We start from the raw sequence: 15,933 nt of genomic DNA on the forward strand, positions 1-15,933 counted from the left end.
AAGGAGGCCCTAACATCTAAATTAGCTTAAAGCTAGATTAGAAGTTGTGTGTCATACCAACAGAGAAGACATAACCGTCGAAGTTAGCAGTCTTAAGTCCGTCTCCAGAGGCTTTAATCTTCTTCAGGTTGTCAGAAGAATAACCCTTGTCGCCGTCAGCCCAGCTGGCGAAGCCCCAAACTGTTGTACGCTTGCTCAGAGGATATTCATAGGCTGCGCTGATGGAGAGAGAGCGATATTTGTCTTCACCGGTAAGATCCTGGAATTTGGAAGTTTCGTTCTTACCGAGGAGGTACTTAACACCAGCCTTAACTGTACCGCCGGCTACCGGGGCAGCTGCAGACACGCCGAAGACGTGCTGTTTGTACTGTGTATCCTGCCATGCATACTGGTAAGCGAACTGCGGAGTGATAGCACCGAAGTTGTATCCAAGACCAAGGTTGACGTTGTAAGCTGTTTCGCCGTTGCCGCCCTTGTTGTCTGCAGATTCAAAAATAAGGGTGTTGCGGTAACCGCCGAGCTGATATGCAAGACCTAAGCCATAGTAGTGGTCGTTTCTAGCCCATTCAGCTGTATCTGTGCTTGTACCATTAGAGTACATAGCATGAACGGTCATACCGGCAAAGCTCGGAGAGACATAAGCAATAGCGTTGTTAGCGCGTCCGTTATTCTTCATGAAGGAAGTCAGTGTGCCCTGTGTCTGGTAGCTTGTTCCCAGTGCCCATCCGGAGAGGATGCTATTAGACTGAGCGCCGTTAGCCAGAGTACCTAAGCGGCCGAAACCGATCTGGCCGAAACCGCCGTTGATGTAGAGCTTAGATTCACGGGAGAAAGCGCCGTTCATCTTCTGAGCGCCACTACCGTCGTCACTGTTGAAGCCGTCTTCAAGGATGAAGCCGACAGCGTATCCGTTGCCGAGTTCTTCAACGCCTTTGATACCCCAACGGGAGCCGTTGCGGAAGCCGGACTGCATGTCGACAACGTTCTTAGCTGCCGCTGTAGTTTTACCGTCTTTTGTTACTGCAGCTGCACCGCCGTCATGAGTAAAAACAGCAGAGGTATCAATAACACCGTAGAGAGTGACGTTGGAAGCAGCAAAGGCGACACCGGAAGCGCCCATAACAGCTAAAGCTAAAAGTGTTTTTTTCATTTTAGAAATACTCCAATTGAAGTTAATAAACTTGCAGAAAGTTCAAATTCCTAGCAACAATTGAAGGCACTCAAAATGTAAAGGCCTCCCGAGGGAGGCCAATATTTGAACTAATTTTTTTGCAAGATTAGAACTTGTGGACCAAGCCAGTCCCTACAGTCCAACCATTGAACTTACCGTTTTCTACATCTTTGTAGAGCTTAGCTCCGTCTGAGTAACCAGCAAAACCATAGAAGTAAGTACGTTTGCTCAGCGGATAGCTGTAACCAGCGTCAATATTCCAAGCTCTGTACTTCGTGTCAGCGCCAATAGCATTAGCGATATGCTTGAAGTCTCCATCGAGCTTGCCCAATAAGTAACGGGCACCCAATTTAGCAGTGCCTCCTGCTAAAGGTGCAGAGGCACTCAGACCAAAGGCATGTTGAGAATACACATCAGATTCCCAAGCATACTGATAGATACCCATGGCAGTTACAATACCGAAATTGTATGCGCCACCGGCAGTAACACTGTAAGCAGTCTTACGGTCCTCAAAATTCGCTTTAACAGCATCCAGCTTTTTCAGATCATCACCTTCGATCAGATCAAGTCCGAGGGTCTTAAGATAAGAATTAATTCCAGTGCCGATCCCCTTTTTTCCGCCTGTACCCTTCCCATCAAGGGCCTCAAAAATTACAGAGGCAGTTGCTGCATTACCCGCATATTTCAAACCTAAGCCGTAATAGTGTCTATTTTTAGACCATTTTTCGTTATCGGCGGAAGTACCATTAGAGTACATCGCATGAACAGTAACACCTCCAAAGGAAGGAGATACATAGGCAATAGCATTGTTCACACGGCCATTGCCTTTAGCGAAACTTGTCCAGCTGCCCTGATCTTCATAAGAGGTGCCAAAAGCCCAACCTGTGAGGATGTTGTTGGACTGAGCGCCGCCTGCAAGGCTGCCTAAGCGGCCAACTCCGATTTGACCGAAACCTCCGTTGATGTAGAGCTTGGATTCACGAGAGAAGGCTCCGTTCATGTCCTGAGCGCCGCTACCATCATCACTGTTGAAACCATCTTCAAGGATGAAGCCGACAGCGTAACCGTTGCCGAGTTCTTCAACACCCTTGATGCCCCAGCGGGAACCAGAGTCGAAACCGCTCTTCATCTGAACTTTAGTAGTGTTGTGTTTTACCTTGGAAACGACAACACTTGTATCGATAACGCCATAAAGGCTAACATTGGAAGCAGCAAAGGCAACACTAGATGCACCCATGACAGCTAAAGCTAAAAGTGTTTTTTTCATTTGAGAAATACTCCAATTGAAGTTAATAAACTTGCAGAAAGTTCAAATTCCTAGCAACAATTGATGAACCTCAAAATGCAAAAGGCCTCCCGAAGGAGGCACAAGGTCAATCTAAGTTAAACAAAACTCAGATTAGAAGCTGTGACGCAGACCAAGGTAGACCTGATAGCCGTTGTAGACGACATTCTCTGTATCTTTCCATGCCTTAGAGCCGTCAGCATAACCAGCGAAAGCTTTGACAGCAGTACGCTTGCTGAGAGGATAAACGTAAGCTGCAGCAACGTTCCATGCACGAACCTTGTCGTCGCCTTCTTTGATGCTATCATCATCGCCGAAGAGATAACGGCCGCCAACCATGAGGTCACCGCCAGCTACGCCGACCTTAGCAGAGAGACCGAACATATTTGTCTTTTTGCCATTATCCTGGTCAGCCCACTGATAAGCAAACATCGGAGTTACTGAACCGAGGTTGTATTCAAAACCAAAGTTAACAACATAAGCTGTATCGCCATTGAGCTTATTGCCTACGAGATTGTTAATACCGCCCTTGTTATCGACAGCTTCAAAGATTAAGCTGGACTTGATCGCGTGAGCCTGATACTTGGCACCGATACCATAGTAGTGGCTGTTTTTTGACCACTTGTTTGTGTCATCGCCAATACCATTGGAGTACATGGCATGGAGGCTAAGTCCGGAGAAAGAGGGTGTTGAGTAAGCAACTGCATTGTTGACGCGACTAAAGGAAGTGCCAATGGCGCTAGTCCAGGAAGCAAGACCAAAACCAGTGCCAAGAGCCCAACCGGTCAGGATAGTATTGGACTGAGCACCTGAAGAAAGTGTACCAGTACGGCCGGCACCAAACTTACCAAAACCGCCATTCACATACATGAAGGCTTCACGAGTGAACCCGCTGGAGGTTGTGTAGTTGCCGTTGCTTGTATTGCCGTCGTCAACGCCAAAACCTTGTTCAAGGATGAAGCCGACGGAATAGCCGTTGCCAAGCTCTTCAACGCCTTTGATACCCCAACGAGAGCCCTGGTCAAAGCTGGATCTCAGCTGAACTGTTGTGTCCTGATGTTTGGCTTTTTCAACCAAGACACCTTCTTCAATAACGCCATAGAGTGTCACGTTGGAAGCGGCGAAAGCCAGAGAGGAGAAAGCGCCGAGGACGCCCATCGCTAAAAGTGTTTTTTTCATTTGAGAAATACTCCAATTGAAGTTAAAAACTTGCAGAAAGTTCAAATTCCTAGCAACAATTGAAGACACTCAAAATGTAAAGGCCTCCCGAAGGAGGCCCAAGATCAATCCAAGTTAAACCAAACTCAGATTAGAAGCTGTGACGCAGGCCAAGGTAGACCTGATAACCGTTCATAGCAACATCTTCTGTATTCTTCCAAGCTTTGGCGCCGTCAGCGTAACCGGCATAAGCCTTGACAGCTGTTCTCTTAGAAAGGGGATAGATATAAGCAGCGCCAATATTCCATGCGCGGACTTTCTGTTCTTCAGCACCGATAGCGTCATCGTCGCCGAAGAGATAACGGCCGCCAGCGAGGAGATCGCCGCCACCTACAGCAACCTTAGCAGAAAGGCCGAACATATGAGTCTTTTTGCCTTCGTCCTGATGTGCCCACTGGTAAGCAAACATCGGTGTCACAGTACCAAGGTTGTATTCGAAGCCGTAGTTAATGACATACTGAGTCTTTTTCTTAGCATCGCCAGTTGCATCTTTATGATCAACTGCTTCGAGGATTAAGCTAGATTTGATCGCGTTAGCGTTGTAGAGTGCACCGAGGCCATAGTAATGGTTGTTTTTAGACCATTTGTTTTCATCGGCAGACGTGCCATTGGAGTACATAGCACTAAGTTTGAGGCCGCCGAAGCTCGGTGTCTGGTATGCAACAGCATTATCCACGCGGGAGAAGGATGTGCCAATAGCACTTGTCCAGGAAGAAAGACCGAAGCCTGTTCCGAGAGCCCAACCTGTCAGAATAGTATTGGACTGAGCGCCGGAAGAAAGTGTACCAGTACGGCCAGCACCTAAGCGTCCGAAGGGGCCAGTTACATAGAGGAATGCTTCACGGCTGAACTGTTTGCCGCCTGTAGCTTCGCCGCCGTTGTCAACATTAAATCCCTGTTCAAGGATGAAGCCGACAGCATAGCCGTTGCCGAGTTCTTCAACGCCTTTGATACCCCAGCGAGAGCCCTGGTCAAAACCGGACTTCAGCTGAACTGTTGTGTCCTGATGTTTGGCTTTCTGAACCAGCACACCTTCTTCAATAACACCATAGAGTGTTACGTTGGAAGCGGCAAAAGCCAGGGAAGAGAAAGCGCCGAGGACGCCCATTGCTAAAAGTGTCTTTTTCATTTGAGAAATACTCCAATTGAAGTTAAAAACTTGCAGAAAGTTCAAATTCCTAGCAACAATTCGGAGCGAATTCCAACGCGAAACTTCTTCAGAGGCTCGTTTATCTTAAAATGTACAAACTATTATTGTCTTTCCGGTCCATCCGATACGAACTGAAATTCTTTAAGAAGCCACGGGATACTCTGTCCCAATGTATCTTCTACTTTTTCCCTAATAATCCCTTTAATAGTTCTGCAGACTTTCGCTTGGAGATCCTCACTGCAGTTCCTGCGGGCGACTAAAAAAACTTTTCGTTTTCCCAACTCCGCGGGAGCTCTCCTGACCTGAATGTTGGAAGAACATCTAAATAAAGAAATACCTTGCGGCTGAGTGATGCTCCAGCCGATACCCTGGCTGACGAACTCATAAATCATAAAGTTACTGTCAAGCTCAAATTTATTTGCCGGTGCTCTTCTTTCAAAACCTTTAATGGCATTAAAACATCGGCTGTTCGCAGTGTACTTACCGTGATAAATAAAAGGAAGACCACAGAGCTGGAGCTCTTCCCAGCTCAATGGATCGTGAGACGGAATTGGATACCCCTTCGGGAAAAGTACGACCCAAGGCTCTAAAAATAAAAGGTTCCATTGCAGAGAGGGAGATAAAACTTCAGGCACAGATACAACTGCCATATCCAGTTCTCGCTCCATCAGGCTCATCAAAAGTTTGTCAGACGTCTCTACACTTAGCCTCAGCTGGCCAACACTGCCGTCCAAAGCCTGCGTGAGTTCCGCCCCGCAGAAAGAGGCCGCTGATTCAATTAAACCAATATCCAATACCGGTTTTAAATAATTTCTTGTTCGAAACAGCTCAACCATCCGCCGATTCTGCTCGGCATCAAGAGAGAGTTTCTTGTAAAGCGCCTCTCCTTCCTGAGTTGTTCTCAGCGGCCTTGTCTCTCTTTCAAAGAGATTAAAGCACAGGGAATTCTCTAGGCGCTTTATTGTCTGAGAAATGGATGACTGGCTCGTCTGCAGTACTTCCGCTGCGGCAGAGAAGGATTTAAGACGAGCACAAACAATAAAAATCTCACAGCTGCGAGTATAGAAACCACTGAAGTCCTTCAAGTCTGCTGTCATCCCGGCTTCCTGCCTTACCCCACCATTCGGGGATCATTATTTAAAAATAATATCACTTGTTAGTGGGGCTTCATCTCTCTCGTTGTTTTATTACTTTCTAATTAGATTGATCTTTGCCGTCGGCTGTTCTTCTCACAATAAATCAAAGAGTAACCGGTCTGCGGCACCCCTTCTCTCCCAATACCCCTTTGGGGTGTCAACCAAGGAGTAAAAATCATGTTTGCAGTTGAACTCTTAGTCGTTCTCGTTGCCTTAGCCATAGGTGCGAGATTAGGCGGTATATTTTTAGGCATCGCCGGCGGTATGGGCCTAGCAGTTCTTGCTATTTTCTGCGGCCTCGCTCCTTCTTCCCCTCCAATGGACGTGATGCTGATCATCACATCCGTCATTGTCGCTGCTGCCGCGCTGCAAGTAGCAGGCGGAATGGATTTCCTGGTAGGTGTCGCAGAACATATCCTTCGGGCAAATCCGAAATACATCACTTTCCTGGCCCCGATGGTTTGTTATCTCTTCACAATCATGGCTGGAACCGGAAATATCGCTTTTGCCTTGTTGCCTGTTATCGCTGAAGTTTCCAGAGAAACAGGTGTACGCCCCGAAAGACCGATGTCTATCTCCGTCGTGGCGAGCCAGCAGGCAATTACAGCAAGCCCCGTTTCTGCAGCAATGGCAGCGTTAATTGTCCTATTGACTCCGCATGGAATCGGCATGGGGCAAATCATGCTTGTCTGTATTCCGGCTACAATCATCGGATGTCTTTTAGGCGCTCTTGTCGTTCTGAAACGCGGCCCCGAACTGGCTGATGATCCTGTTTATCAGAAACGCTTGGCTGAAGGTGCCATCGAGTCCGTCAAAAAACATAAAGCCCAGAAAGTCTACCCAACTTCTGCAAAAATCTCCGTTTGGCTTTTTCTTTTAGGAACTGTCATCATTGTCCTTTTCGGAACAATCCCGAGCCTCAGGCCTGTCTATCATATGGGTGATAAAGTAGTTACGCTTTCAATGACCCATATCATTGAAATCCTCATGCTCGTCGTCGCCGGCATCATCGTCCTTGTCTGCAAGCCTAATATCGATAAGATCGCAAAAAGCTCTGTCTTCCAAGCCGGTATGACAGGCGTTATCTGTATTTACGGTTTGGCTTGGATGGGTGACACGCTGATTTCCGCTTACCTGCCTCAGCTCCAGGAATACTGCAAGAACTTCTTCCAAGAATACCCCTGGACTTTCGCAATCGTTCTGATGGCAGTTGCGTCTGTCGTTCTAAGCCAGGCCGCAACAACTCGCCTTATCTACCCGCTTGCGATTACTCTCGGTTTATCTCCGGTTGCACTCGTCGCCTGCTGGCCTGCCACCGCCTGTCTGTATATCATCCCGACTTATGCCACAATCGTCGCCGGTGTCGCATTTGATTCAACAGGTACTACAAAAATCGGCAGATTCGTAATCAACCATTCTTATCTCCTTCCCGGTATGGTTACGACAATCACCAGTGTCGCCGCTGCATTCTTAATCGCGCCGCTCGTTCTGCAATAAAAAGGATTGGATTAAACATGAATCCCATAAACAACTTAACCGACCTCACCGTAACTGAATTCTGCGAAGTTACAGCCTCCGAAGCTCCAACCCCGGGCGGAGGAAGTATTTCCGCCCTTTCAGGAGCGTTGGCTGCATCTTTAGCTGAAATGGTCGCAAACCTTAGTCTTCCTAAGGACGGTTCGCCTTCTCCGGAATTTTTGGCCATTAAAGAGAAAGCAAACTCTCTGCAGAGTCGTCTTCTCATTCTCGTCGAAAAAGATGCAGCGAGCTTTGACAGTGTTATGGCTGCATTTAAACTGCCAAAAGCAACGGAGGAAGAGAAGCTGCAGAGAAAAGAGAAGATTCAGGAGGCTCTTAAACTCGCCTCTAAAGTTCCGCTGGAGGTGGCACTTGTCTCTACCGAAATCTTTGAACTCATTCCCACGCTGCTCGAGGGTAACCAAAACGCAATCACCGACGCAATGATCGCAGCAATGAATGCGAGAAACGCAGTTCTAGGAGCTCTCCTAAATGCCCGTATTAACTTAGGCTCTATCAAGGATGATGCCTATGTAAAAGCAGCCCTTCGAAACATAGAGGAAAGCGAGAAAATGGCTCGTGAATCCGAGGAAGCCTTACTGGCAATCGGGTATAAGAAACTTTCTAAGGAGTAAAAAATGTCAAAAGTTATCGAATGTATTCCAAATTTTAGTGAAGGAAAGAATCAGGCAGTCATCGACAAGATCTCTGAAGTTGCCGCCTCCGTTCCCAACGCGCGCCTTATTAACGTCAATGTGGACCCTGCTTATAACCGCTGCGTTCACACGATCATCGGGGAACCTCAGGCAGTCTTAGAAGCAACATTCAGAGCATGCAAGGCCGCTGTAGAAAACATCGACATGAATCACCATAAGGGTGAGCATCCGCGCATCGGTGCGATTGACGCAAGCCCGATCATCCCGATCGAAGATGTAACAATGGAAGAATGTGTCGAATACGCAAATCAGTTGGCCGAAAGAGTCTCCTCTGAACTGAAAGTACCGGTCTACCTCTATGAAAAAGCGGCTAAAAAACCGGAACGCGTTAAACTCCAGAACGTCCGTCACCCGGAATATGAAGGCCTCTGCGAACTCATCTCTCAGCCGGAATGGGCTCCCGACTACGGCGAAGCCAAAATGCACCCAACTGCAGGCGCTATGCCTCTTGGCGTAAGAGGCCCGATGGTTGCCTTCAACATCACGCTCAACACTCCGGATGTAAAGATTGCAAAACACATTGCCCAGTCCTTCCGTGAGGCAAAAGGAGGTTATGAGGATGCTCGAGCAATTGGCGTTTACATCGCTGAACGCAATGTCTGCCAAGTCAGCTGCATGATTAATTACAAGATTGTTCCACTTTACAGAATTATCGAAATGGTCAGAAGCGAAGCAAGACGCTACGGCCTCAGCATTATCGGCACTGAAGTCTGCGGAATGGTCCCTTTCGACGCTCTGATGGACTGTTGCGAATTCTATATGCAGCTCGAAGGTTTTGATCGCAAGAAACAGATCCTTTAAGAGGCTAATCATGGCTGTCAGACTAAACTCAAAAACAGACCGTATCGTCCACTCATGGGCAGGCGGAAGCACAGAGGAAGTCCTGCTTCTGCCGGAAGGCTCCACATGGGAAAACAAGGATTTTAAAATCCGTGTTTCTTCCGCTGTCTGCTTCGGAGGCTCTTCACTCTTTTCTGATTTCACGGGCTTTACCCGTCATATCAGCCCGAGAAAAGGTGTGCTTCAAATGGAGCATGTCTTGCAGTCGGGAGAGAAAAAGTCCGTGCATCTCGAGCCCTACGAGATAGATATCTTCCAAGGCGCCTGGAAAACAACATCTGAGGGGGCCTATGAGGATTTCAATCTTCTTACGGATAACTCCTTCTCCGGTGCAGTTCAGGCTGTCAAAGGATCAGCTGAATTCTCTTTCGATCCCAAAAAACAGTATCTGGCAGGATTCTTCTGCACCGCTGATACCGTATTTCACTGCTCCGGTGTTTCGCTAGAAGGATCTCTTTCACTTCACGAAGGAGACTTCCTCTACTTCCTTAGCGAAGACACAGACACAGCAGAGTCTGCTTCCATCTCCCCGAGAAAGCCGGATGCTCCGTGCGGATATTGGATAACGGTCCGTCATAGAAATTAATCAGAAGCCGCAATTGCTTAGCCGAAGCCTCTTTCCATGAGGCCTTCGGCTTTTTAATAAATCTTTATCTCGCGGCAAAGCCAAGGGGCTAAGGGACTAAGTCGGGTTTCGCTCTTTTGGACAACCAGACTCGACAGTGACTTTTTAATCGTTTCCCGTATTGTTCGATCTGATAGATGCGGACAAACCAACTGAACCTTACGGCTCGGCATAGCGACAGGAGCTTTTAAAATTTTCACCGTCGTTAGCGGTCCGCTTTCAAAAAGGCTCCACGGCTGAAAAAAACTCCATCCCAATCCGGCGGAAATCATTTGGAAAATCGCTCGATTGTTATCCGCTTCCAACATGTAGGGAAAATTAAGAGAAAAGCGGTCTGTAAACCTCTGTATGGCAATCCCGTCCGCTGTAATCTTGGAATGATGGATAAACGGGATACCCGCTCGGAGCAGAGTAGCCCAACTGTCAATCACTTCAATAGGGGAATCGATCGGAAGCATCAGTACCAGCGGAGACGAGAAAATCGGCTCCGGATCAAAATATTCTCCGGAGTAAAGTTCTGAGGAAATAATCGCCGCATCGAGCCCTCTGTTGGAAATCTGCGCCATCAGCGTTTCCGATGTAGCGACCTTAAGTCTCAGCTGACCGCATAAAGGTTTGAGTGACTTTACAAGGGAGGCCGCAGCAAAATCCGCGATTGATTCTATTAATCCGATGCGCAGAATCGGACGAATAAAGTTGTCACTGCGAATACGCTGCAGCAGTTCAGAGAACTCCATTCGGTATCGCTGGAGCAATTCCATCACCGCGCTTCCCTCCGGTGTGAGGCGAAGCGGTCTTGTCGAACGCTCAAACAGATCAAAACCCAGTTTATCCTCAAGAAATTTAACGGAAAGGGACACCGAAGGCTGTGTGACAGAGAGCGTCTCTGCAGCTAAAGAAAAAGATCCGACTTTCGCAGCACACATAAAAACGGTAACGTGTCGTGCCATAACAGAGCTGCAAAGATCCCAATTCGACTGATGCTTCTTCATAAGTCAAAATCAATACTAAACATAATATTTTGATTATAAATATATTCTTTTTCTTATGTTAGGGGCAGTCTGATCATTGTTCTCTCTAAACTCCCTCATAGGAAAAAATGATTACAGCCAAAGAAATCTCAGACTTTGTAGAAGCCAACCGAACCGAAGCCATCGAATGCCTTCAGGAGCTCCTGAGGACCCCTAGCGTGACCGGAGACGAAGAGCCAGTCAGCTTCGTCTTTGAAAAGCGCATGAAGGACAGCGGCCTCAATGTGGATCGAATCGAAGCGAAGCCTCACCGTCCGAATCTGCTTGCTTTGTGGGAAGGCAGTCAAAAAGGAAAAACTTTCGTTTTTAACGGTCATATGGACGTGTTTCCTCCGGATCCGGAGGACCCCGGTATGTTCGGCCCGTGGTCGGGAAAAGAGCATGAAGGCTGCATCTACGGCAGAGGCGCTTCTGATATGAAAGGCGGAGACGCCGGCGCACTCATGGCGGTTATCTTCCTAAGAAAAATGGGGTTTGAGCCCAAGGGTAATGTGCTTTTAAGCTGGATGTGCGACGAGGAGTTCGGAGGCGAGCTTGGCGTTCAATATCTGCTCAGCAAAGGCTATCTGCGCGGCGATTTTGGTATTTGTATGGAGCCGAGTGACGGAATGCTCGTCCCTCAGCACGGCGGAATTTTGAGAGGCTACATTTCTTATACATCCGAGCCCGGACATACCGCGCTGCTCTCAAAGGGAAAACAGCACTTCAAAAAGCCGTCACAGCTATCGGGGAACTGGAGGTGCTCAACAGCACCCTGATTACACGTCCCTCCTCGAAAGGACTGCCGCCTCCGCACCTCACCATTGCCGTTATGAACTCCGGCAAGGCAGCTAATGTCTACCCGTCTGAGGCGACATTCTGGTTCGATCGACGCTTAGTCCCGGGAGAAAACCATGACGAAGCATTGAAAGAGATTACTGATGTCTTGGACGCTCTGAAGAAAGAAGACGATTCCTTTGACTATCAGCTCACGGTCACCTCAAGACGCCCGCTTCTGGACATCCCAAAGGATGATCCGTTTATCCAGCTGGTCGCCAAGTCGTACAAGGAAGTCATGGGTAAAGACGTGGAAATGGTTGCTGAACCCTGGGGCTCAGACGCCGCCTGGATCCGTAAAGTGACTCACATGCCGATTCCAAACTTCGGCGCCGCTAACGGCGAAAATGAAATGGGCAAAGCCAACGAAAAGATCAGCACGCAGAAATATCTTGACTTCATCAAGGTCTATATGATGACGGTAGTCAACGCTCTTAGTTAAAAGAACGATAAGGACACAGGCCTTCAGTCTTCATTGAAGGCCTTTTTTATCAACTGTACCTGAGGCGATCCCATTAACGTTTTTAATCCCGTGTTATAAGCTTTATATATGGTTATTGTTGTTTGATAACCGATACACAAAAATGAGACTGTCTTAAACACAAACCAAGGAAATCATAAATGATTCAAGGCAACAACAGAGGCAAAATCAAACAGCCTCCCGCAGCGGAAGTCATCAAGTACGTTATCGAACCGAGCATCAGCGCAGAAGAAGCGGAACGTTCGTTCCAAAATTATGTCCAGTGCAATAAAGCGCACGTCTTAATGCTGGAAAAACAAGGCATCATCAAAACGGATGTCGCCGCAAAGATCCTTGAAGTCGCTGAAGAAATGACAGCAATGGGTGACACCCCGAGCTTCCCGCTTCGCCCTGAGCTGGAAGAAATGTATTTCAATATGGAAAACTACCTGATCTCGAAGGTAGGCATTGAAGTCGGGGGCCAGCAGCACACCGCCAGATCCCGCAACGATCTTTACGCCACAGTCTGCCGTATGGATGTGCGCAAGCTTTATCTGGAAATCTGCCGTCTTTATAACGAGATGCGAAAGACAATCGAAACCGTTGCCCGCAACAATACAGACGCCGTCATGGCCGGATATACGCATCTGCAGCCCTCTGAGCCGATCACATTCGCCCAGTATTGTTCTGCGATCCTCAATGGAATGTCTCGTGACTACACCCGCATCGAAAACGCCTGGAATCAGCTGAATCTCTGTCCACTCGGTGGCGGATCAATGGGGTCCACTACCTGGAGCATTGACCGTAATTTCACATCTGATCTGCTTGGCTTTAACGCTCCCCTCGGCAATTCGATTGATGCCGTCGGCTCACGCGACTATATTCTCGAAATCCTGTCGGCTTTTGGGATTGCGGCCAATACTTTTACCAGACTGTGCCAAGACCTTTACGTTTGGGCAACCCCGGACTACGGTTATGTAGAAGTCGCCGATGAAGTTGCGGTTTGTTCCTCTATCATGCCGCAAAAGAAAAACCCGTGGACTCTTGAGCATGTTAAAGGCAAATCCTCCAATGTTGAGGGCTGCTGTGTCGCTGCATGGATGGTTATGAAGAACACTCCTTACACTCACAACAACGAAAGCAGCGGAGAAGGACCCACATTACTTTGGACAGCTTTCAACGAAATGAAGGCCTGCATTGAATTGCTCAATGTAACCTTCAGAGGAATCAAGCTTAACAAGAAGCTGATGGTTCAGACCGCAACGAACAATTTCTGCACAATGGCAGAGCTTGCTAATACCCTCGTTCGTGCCGATGGAATTTCGTTCCGTACAGCACATGACATCGTTGCCCATGTAGTCAACCACATGCTTGAACACAACAAGAAAGCCAGTGAAATTGATGTTGCCGTAATTGCTCCAATTGCAAAAAATCTTTTTGGTATTGACACTAAAGTCACAAACGAACAAATTCAGCTTGGTCTTGACCCGGTGAAAAACGCTTACTCCAAGAATTCTCTCGGCGGTTCCGCTCCGGAAGAAGTCGTTCGTCAACTTGATGAACTTCATCTAGGGATTCAGGAAAACGAAAAAATCGTTGAGCAGCGCTACGGACAGCTGAACGATGCGAAGGAAAGAACTGAAGCTAAGATCCAAGAACTTTTTGCTCGCTCTAAATAATTGACTCTCCCAGAGTGCCCGGCTCTCTAGCTGGAGAGTCGGGTCTTACTTTATTCAAAGAGGAAATCATGTTTTCTTTCTGCATCCCAACCGAATTCGTTTTTGGCGTCAATGCCTTAAAACATGTCCATGAATTAAAACTGCCCGGAAGCAAAGCTCTTATTGTCATTACCAACGGCAAATCTGTACGCGTCAACGGTTACCTAGCTGAGCTTGAGCATCAGCTGACCCAATCAGGTATCTCTTTCTCCGTTTTTGACGGGATCGGCCCAAACCCGACAAAAGACAGCATCATGGCAGGCGCAGCTCAAGCAAAAAAAGAGGCTTGTGACTTTGTACTTGCGCTTGGCGGAGGCTCTCCAATGGATAGTGCTAAGGTTATCGCTCTCATGGCAACAAACCCGGGTGATCTTTGGGATTACTGCATCCGCGGCACTGGAAAAGGAATGCCGATTCAGCACAAACCGCTGCCAATCGTCTGTATAACAACAACAGCGGGGACAGGATCCGAGGCTGACAACAGCGGGATGGTCAACAACATCGAAACCAATGAAAAATACGGTATTGGTCACCCAAGCATGTTCCCAACACTGTCAATTGTTGATCCCGTACTGATGACAAGCGTTCCGCCGCTTCAAACAGCATTTCAGGGTCTCGACACGTTCTACCATCTAGCTGAAGGCTATCTCTCCAAAAAAGCCAATCTTTTTAACGAAATGTTCTCTATCACGGGAATTGAAAACGTTGGCAAGTATTTGGTTCGCTCTGTGAAAGACGGTAAGGATCTCGAAGCAAGAGAACACATGGCCTTTGCCAATACATTAGGTGGTCTCGTCATGTCGACAGGCAAACTTTTAAGTCAACATTCTCTTGAACATATTCTCAGCGCTTACCATCCTAACCTTCCTCACGGAGCTGGTTTAATTCTGATCTGCCGGGCTTACTTTGCGCACTTTATCCATAAAGGATGCTGTCCGGATCGATTCATTCGCTTGGCAATAGCGCTTGGGGAAAAAGATGCCTCTAAACCGGAAGATTTTCTTGAAGTTTTGGAAAAACTCCTGCAAAACTGCGGAGTTGCAGATATCAAAATGAGCGATTACGGTATTACATACGAAGAGCTCGAACACCTCGCAGTCGAAGCGAGAAAGGTTATGGCCCCTCTTTTTGAGAATGATCCGTCTCTCTTAACACCGGAAGACTGCATCCAAATTTACCAAGCATCCTACAGCTAATCTGTCTATACGGCGGTTCTCACTTGAAGTTTCGACGGAACCGCCTTGTTATTGCTGAATCCAGTAAATATGCTGGCCAAGCTCCGGCTTTAACTCTCTGATTTCCGGAGAAACTTCCTGCTCAAAAATAACCTTCATTTCATCTGAAATCAGCTGTGCAAGCGGTTTAAATGTACTCTCGCGATAAGTTAGGAAAAAAGATCTTGTCGCGCTCCTATTCCCGAAATCCAAAAAAGAAACATTCCCAAGATGCTTAGAGGCAACGATCGCTGCCAAAACCGGAATAATCGACCATGCGGCGCCTTTGGCAACCACTCCAAGATGCGCAATACATGAATCAACTTCCATCGTTGTCAGCCGTCTCAGTTCCATCGACCTGAGAACTCTTTCTGTTTGAAAGTAATCCATCGTGTCCATGCCCGTTCTAACATAAGGAGTGGTTTCAAGGTAATGTCTGAGATCAACCCAATTTCGAGGATTAAGTTTTTTACATATGTCGCGGTTCACCGTCAAAAGAAAGTCTTCTCTGAAAAGCGGAATAGAGCGAACACCCTGTTCTCTTTCAAGTAAGTCACTGGAAAGTGCGATGTTGATCTCGTTTGACTTAAGGCGTCCAACTACCTGAGGAGTAGAGCCGCCCAACACTGTTAAATGTCCGACGTGTCGATTTAAAGACGTTATGAGACTTGCTCCGAAGTTACTCATGATCGCTTCAGAACATCCAAGGCGCAAATCAGGATTCTTCCCCTTAGCGGTCCGATACATATCCGCCACAATAGAATCCATCATTTCAATAACACTGCCTCCTCGGTTATAAAGTACAGTCCCTTCAAGAGTCAGCTTCATTGGTCGAACATCTCTATCAAAAAGAGCCATCCCTAAACCAGTCTCAATCCTCTTGATAATACTGGAAACCGCAGGCTGCGTCAGACCAAGAACAGAGGCTGCACGGGTCATGTTGCAATCCTTTGCTACTTCCATGAAGACTTTCATTTGTCCTAATTCAAGAGAGAAATTTCGCATTGCCTAACCTCATATCATTAAAAATTATAG

Annotated in this window: 15 protein-coding genes; 8 read left to right on the forward strand and 7 right to left on the reverse strand. The window is 47.4% G+C overall.

What is annotated here, in order from left to right; all coding sequences use genetic code 11:
• Positions 1–37: 37 nt before the first annotated feature.
• The 5 genes from E5987_RS04985 to E5987_RS05005 all read right to left on the reverse strand — a co-directional run bounded on the left by E5987_RS04985 (position 38) and on the right by E5987_RS05005 (position 5,921).
• A complete protein-coding gene (locus E5987_RS04985) occupies positions 38–1,150 on the reverse strand; it encodes a porin (RefSeq protein ID WP_160334995.1) in 1,113 nt (370 codons plus the stop codon).
• A gap of 127 nt (positions 1,151–1,277) precedes the next feature.
• The gene (locus E5987_RS04990) at positions 1,278–2,438 is read right to left on the reverse strand and encodes a porin (RefSeq protein ID WP_160334996.1); all 1,161 of its coding nucleotides are present in this window, start codon (positions 2,436–2,438) and stop codon (positions 1,278–1,280) included.
• Between the two features lie 132 nt (positions 2,439–2,570).
• Positions 2,571–3,635 carry a porin gene (locus tag E5987_RS04995; RefSeq protein ID WP_160334997.1) on the reverse strand — a complete coding sequence of 355 codons (1,065 nt, stop codon included), beginning with the start codon at positions 3,633–3,635 and terminating at the stop codon, positions 2,571–2,573.
• A 130-nt stretch (positions 3,636–3,765) separates the two neighbouring features.
• Positions 3,766–4,803 (reverse strand): porin, encoded by a 1,038-nt coding sequence (locus E5987_RS05000; protein ID WP_160334998.1) that lies wholly within the window; start codon positions 4,801–4,803, stop codon positions 3,766–3,768.
• Positions 4,804–4,925: 122 nt separating this feature from the next.
• Positions 4,926–5,921, reverse strand: a complete 996-nt coding sequence (locus E5987_RS05005; RefSeq protein ID WP_160334999.1) for a LysR family transcriptional regulator — start codon at positions 5,919–5,921, stop codon at positions 4,926–4,928.
• Positions 5,922–6,137: 216 nt separating this feature from the next.
• On the opposite strand from E5987_RS05005, the gene E5987_RS05010 reads away from it, so the two are divergent.
• Genes E5987_RS05010 through E5987_RS05025 form a run of 4 tightly spaced genes read left to right on the forward strand, consistent with a single transcriptional unit; the run spans position 6,138 to position 9,620 of the window.
• Entirely contained in the window at positions 6,138–7,457 is a 1,320-nt protein-coding gene (locus tag E5987_RS05010; RefSeq protein WP_160335000.1) for an anaerobic C4-dicarboxylate transporter family protein, read from the forward strand.
• A gap of 17 nt (positions 7,458–7,474) precedes the next feature.
• Positions 7,475–8,113, forward strand: coding sequence for a cyclodeaminase/cyclohydrolase family protein (locus E5987_RS05015; RefSeq protein ID WP_160335001.1), 639 nt, complete (start codon positions 7,475–7,477; stop codon positions 8,111–8,113).
• A 3-nt stretch (positions 8,114–8,116) separates the two neighbouring features.
• Entirely contained in the window at positions 8,117–8,995 is an 879-nt protein-coding gene (gene ftcD, locus E5987_RS05020; RefSeq protein ID WP_160335002.1) for a glutamate formimidoyltransferase, read from the forward strand.
• Positions 8,996–9,005: 10 nt separating this feature from the next.
• On the forward strand, positions 9,006–9,620 hold the full coding sequence (locus tag E5987_RS05025) for a HutD family protein (protein WP_160335003.1): 615 nt from the start codon (positions 9,006–9,008) through the stop codon (positions 9,618–9,620).
• A 53-nt stretch (positions 9,621–9,673) separates the two neighbouring features.
• On the opposite strand, the gene E5987_RS05030 is transcribed toward E5987_RS05025, so the two are convergent.
• Positions 9,674–10,609: a LysR family transcriptional regulator gene (locus E5987_RS05030; protein ID WP_160335004.1), complete on the reverse strand. Its 936-nt coding sequence runs from the start codon at positions 10,607–10,609 to the stop codon at positions 9,674–9,676.
• Between the two features lie 149 nt (positions 10,610–10,758).
• Between E5987_RS05030 and E5987_RS05035 the strand changes: the two genes are divergently transcribed.
• The 4 genes from E5987_RS05035 (at position 10,759) to E5987_RS05050 (ending at position 14,880) form a co-directional block, all read left to right on the forward strand.
• Positions 10,759–11,448: a M20 family metallopeptidase gene (locus tag E5987_RS05035; RefSeq protein ID WP_160335005.1), complete on the forward strand. Its 690-nt coding sequence runs from the start codon at positions 10,759–10,761 to the stop codon at positions 11,446–11,448.
• Entirely contained in the window at positions 11,415–11,948 is a 534-nt protein-coding gene (locus E5987_RS05040) for a M20/M25/M40 family metallo-hydrolase (RefSeq protein WP_338143619.1), read from the forward strand. Before E5987_RS05035 ends, E5987_RS05040 begins: the two co-directional genes overlap by 34 nt.
• A 179-nt stretch (positions 11,949–12,127) precedes the next feature.
• Positions 12,128–13,645, forward strand: coding sequence for an argininosuccinate lyase (gene argH / locus E5987_RS05045; RefSeq protein ID WP_160335007.1), 1,518 nt, complete (start codon positions 12,128–12,130; stop codon positions 13,643–13,645).
• A gap of 68 nt (positions 13,646–13,713) precedes the next feature.
• Positions 13,714–14,880, forward strand: coding sequence for an iron-containing alcohol dehydrogenase (locus tag E5987_RS05050; protein ID WP_160335008.1), 1,167 nt, complete (start codon positions 13,714–13,716; stop codon positions 14,878–14,880).
• A gap of 48 nt (positions 14,881–14,928) precedes the next feature.
• On the opposite strand, the gene E5987_RS05055 is transcribed toward E5987_RS05050, so the two are convergent.
• On the reverse strand, positions 14,929–15,903 hold the full coding sequence (locus tag E5987_RS05055; RefSeq protein WP_160335009.1) for a LysR family transcriptional regulator: 975 nt from the start codon (positions 15,901–15,903) through the stop codon (positions 14,929–14,931).
• Between the last annotated feature and the right edge of the window lie 30 nt (positions 15,904–15,933).

The organism is Parasutterella muris, assembly GCF_009767915.1.
In the GTDB taxonomy this organism is placed as follows: Bacteria; Pseudomonadota; Gammaproteobacteria; order Burkholderiales; family Burkholderiaceae_F; genus Parasutterella; species Parasutterella muris.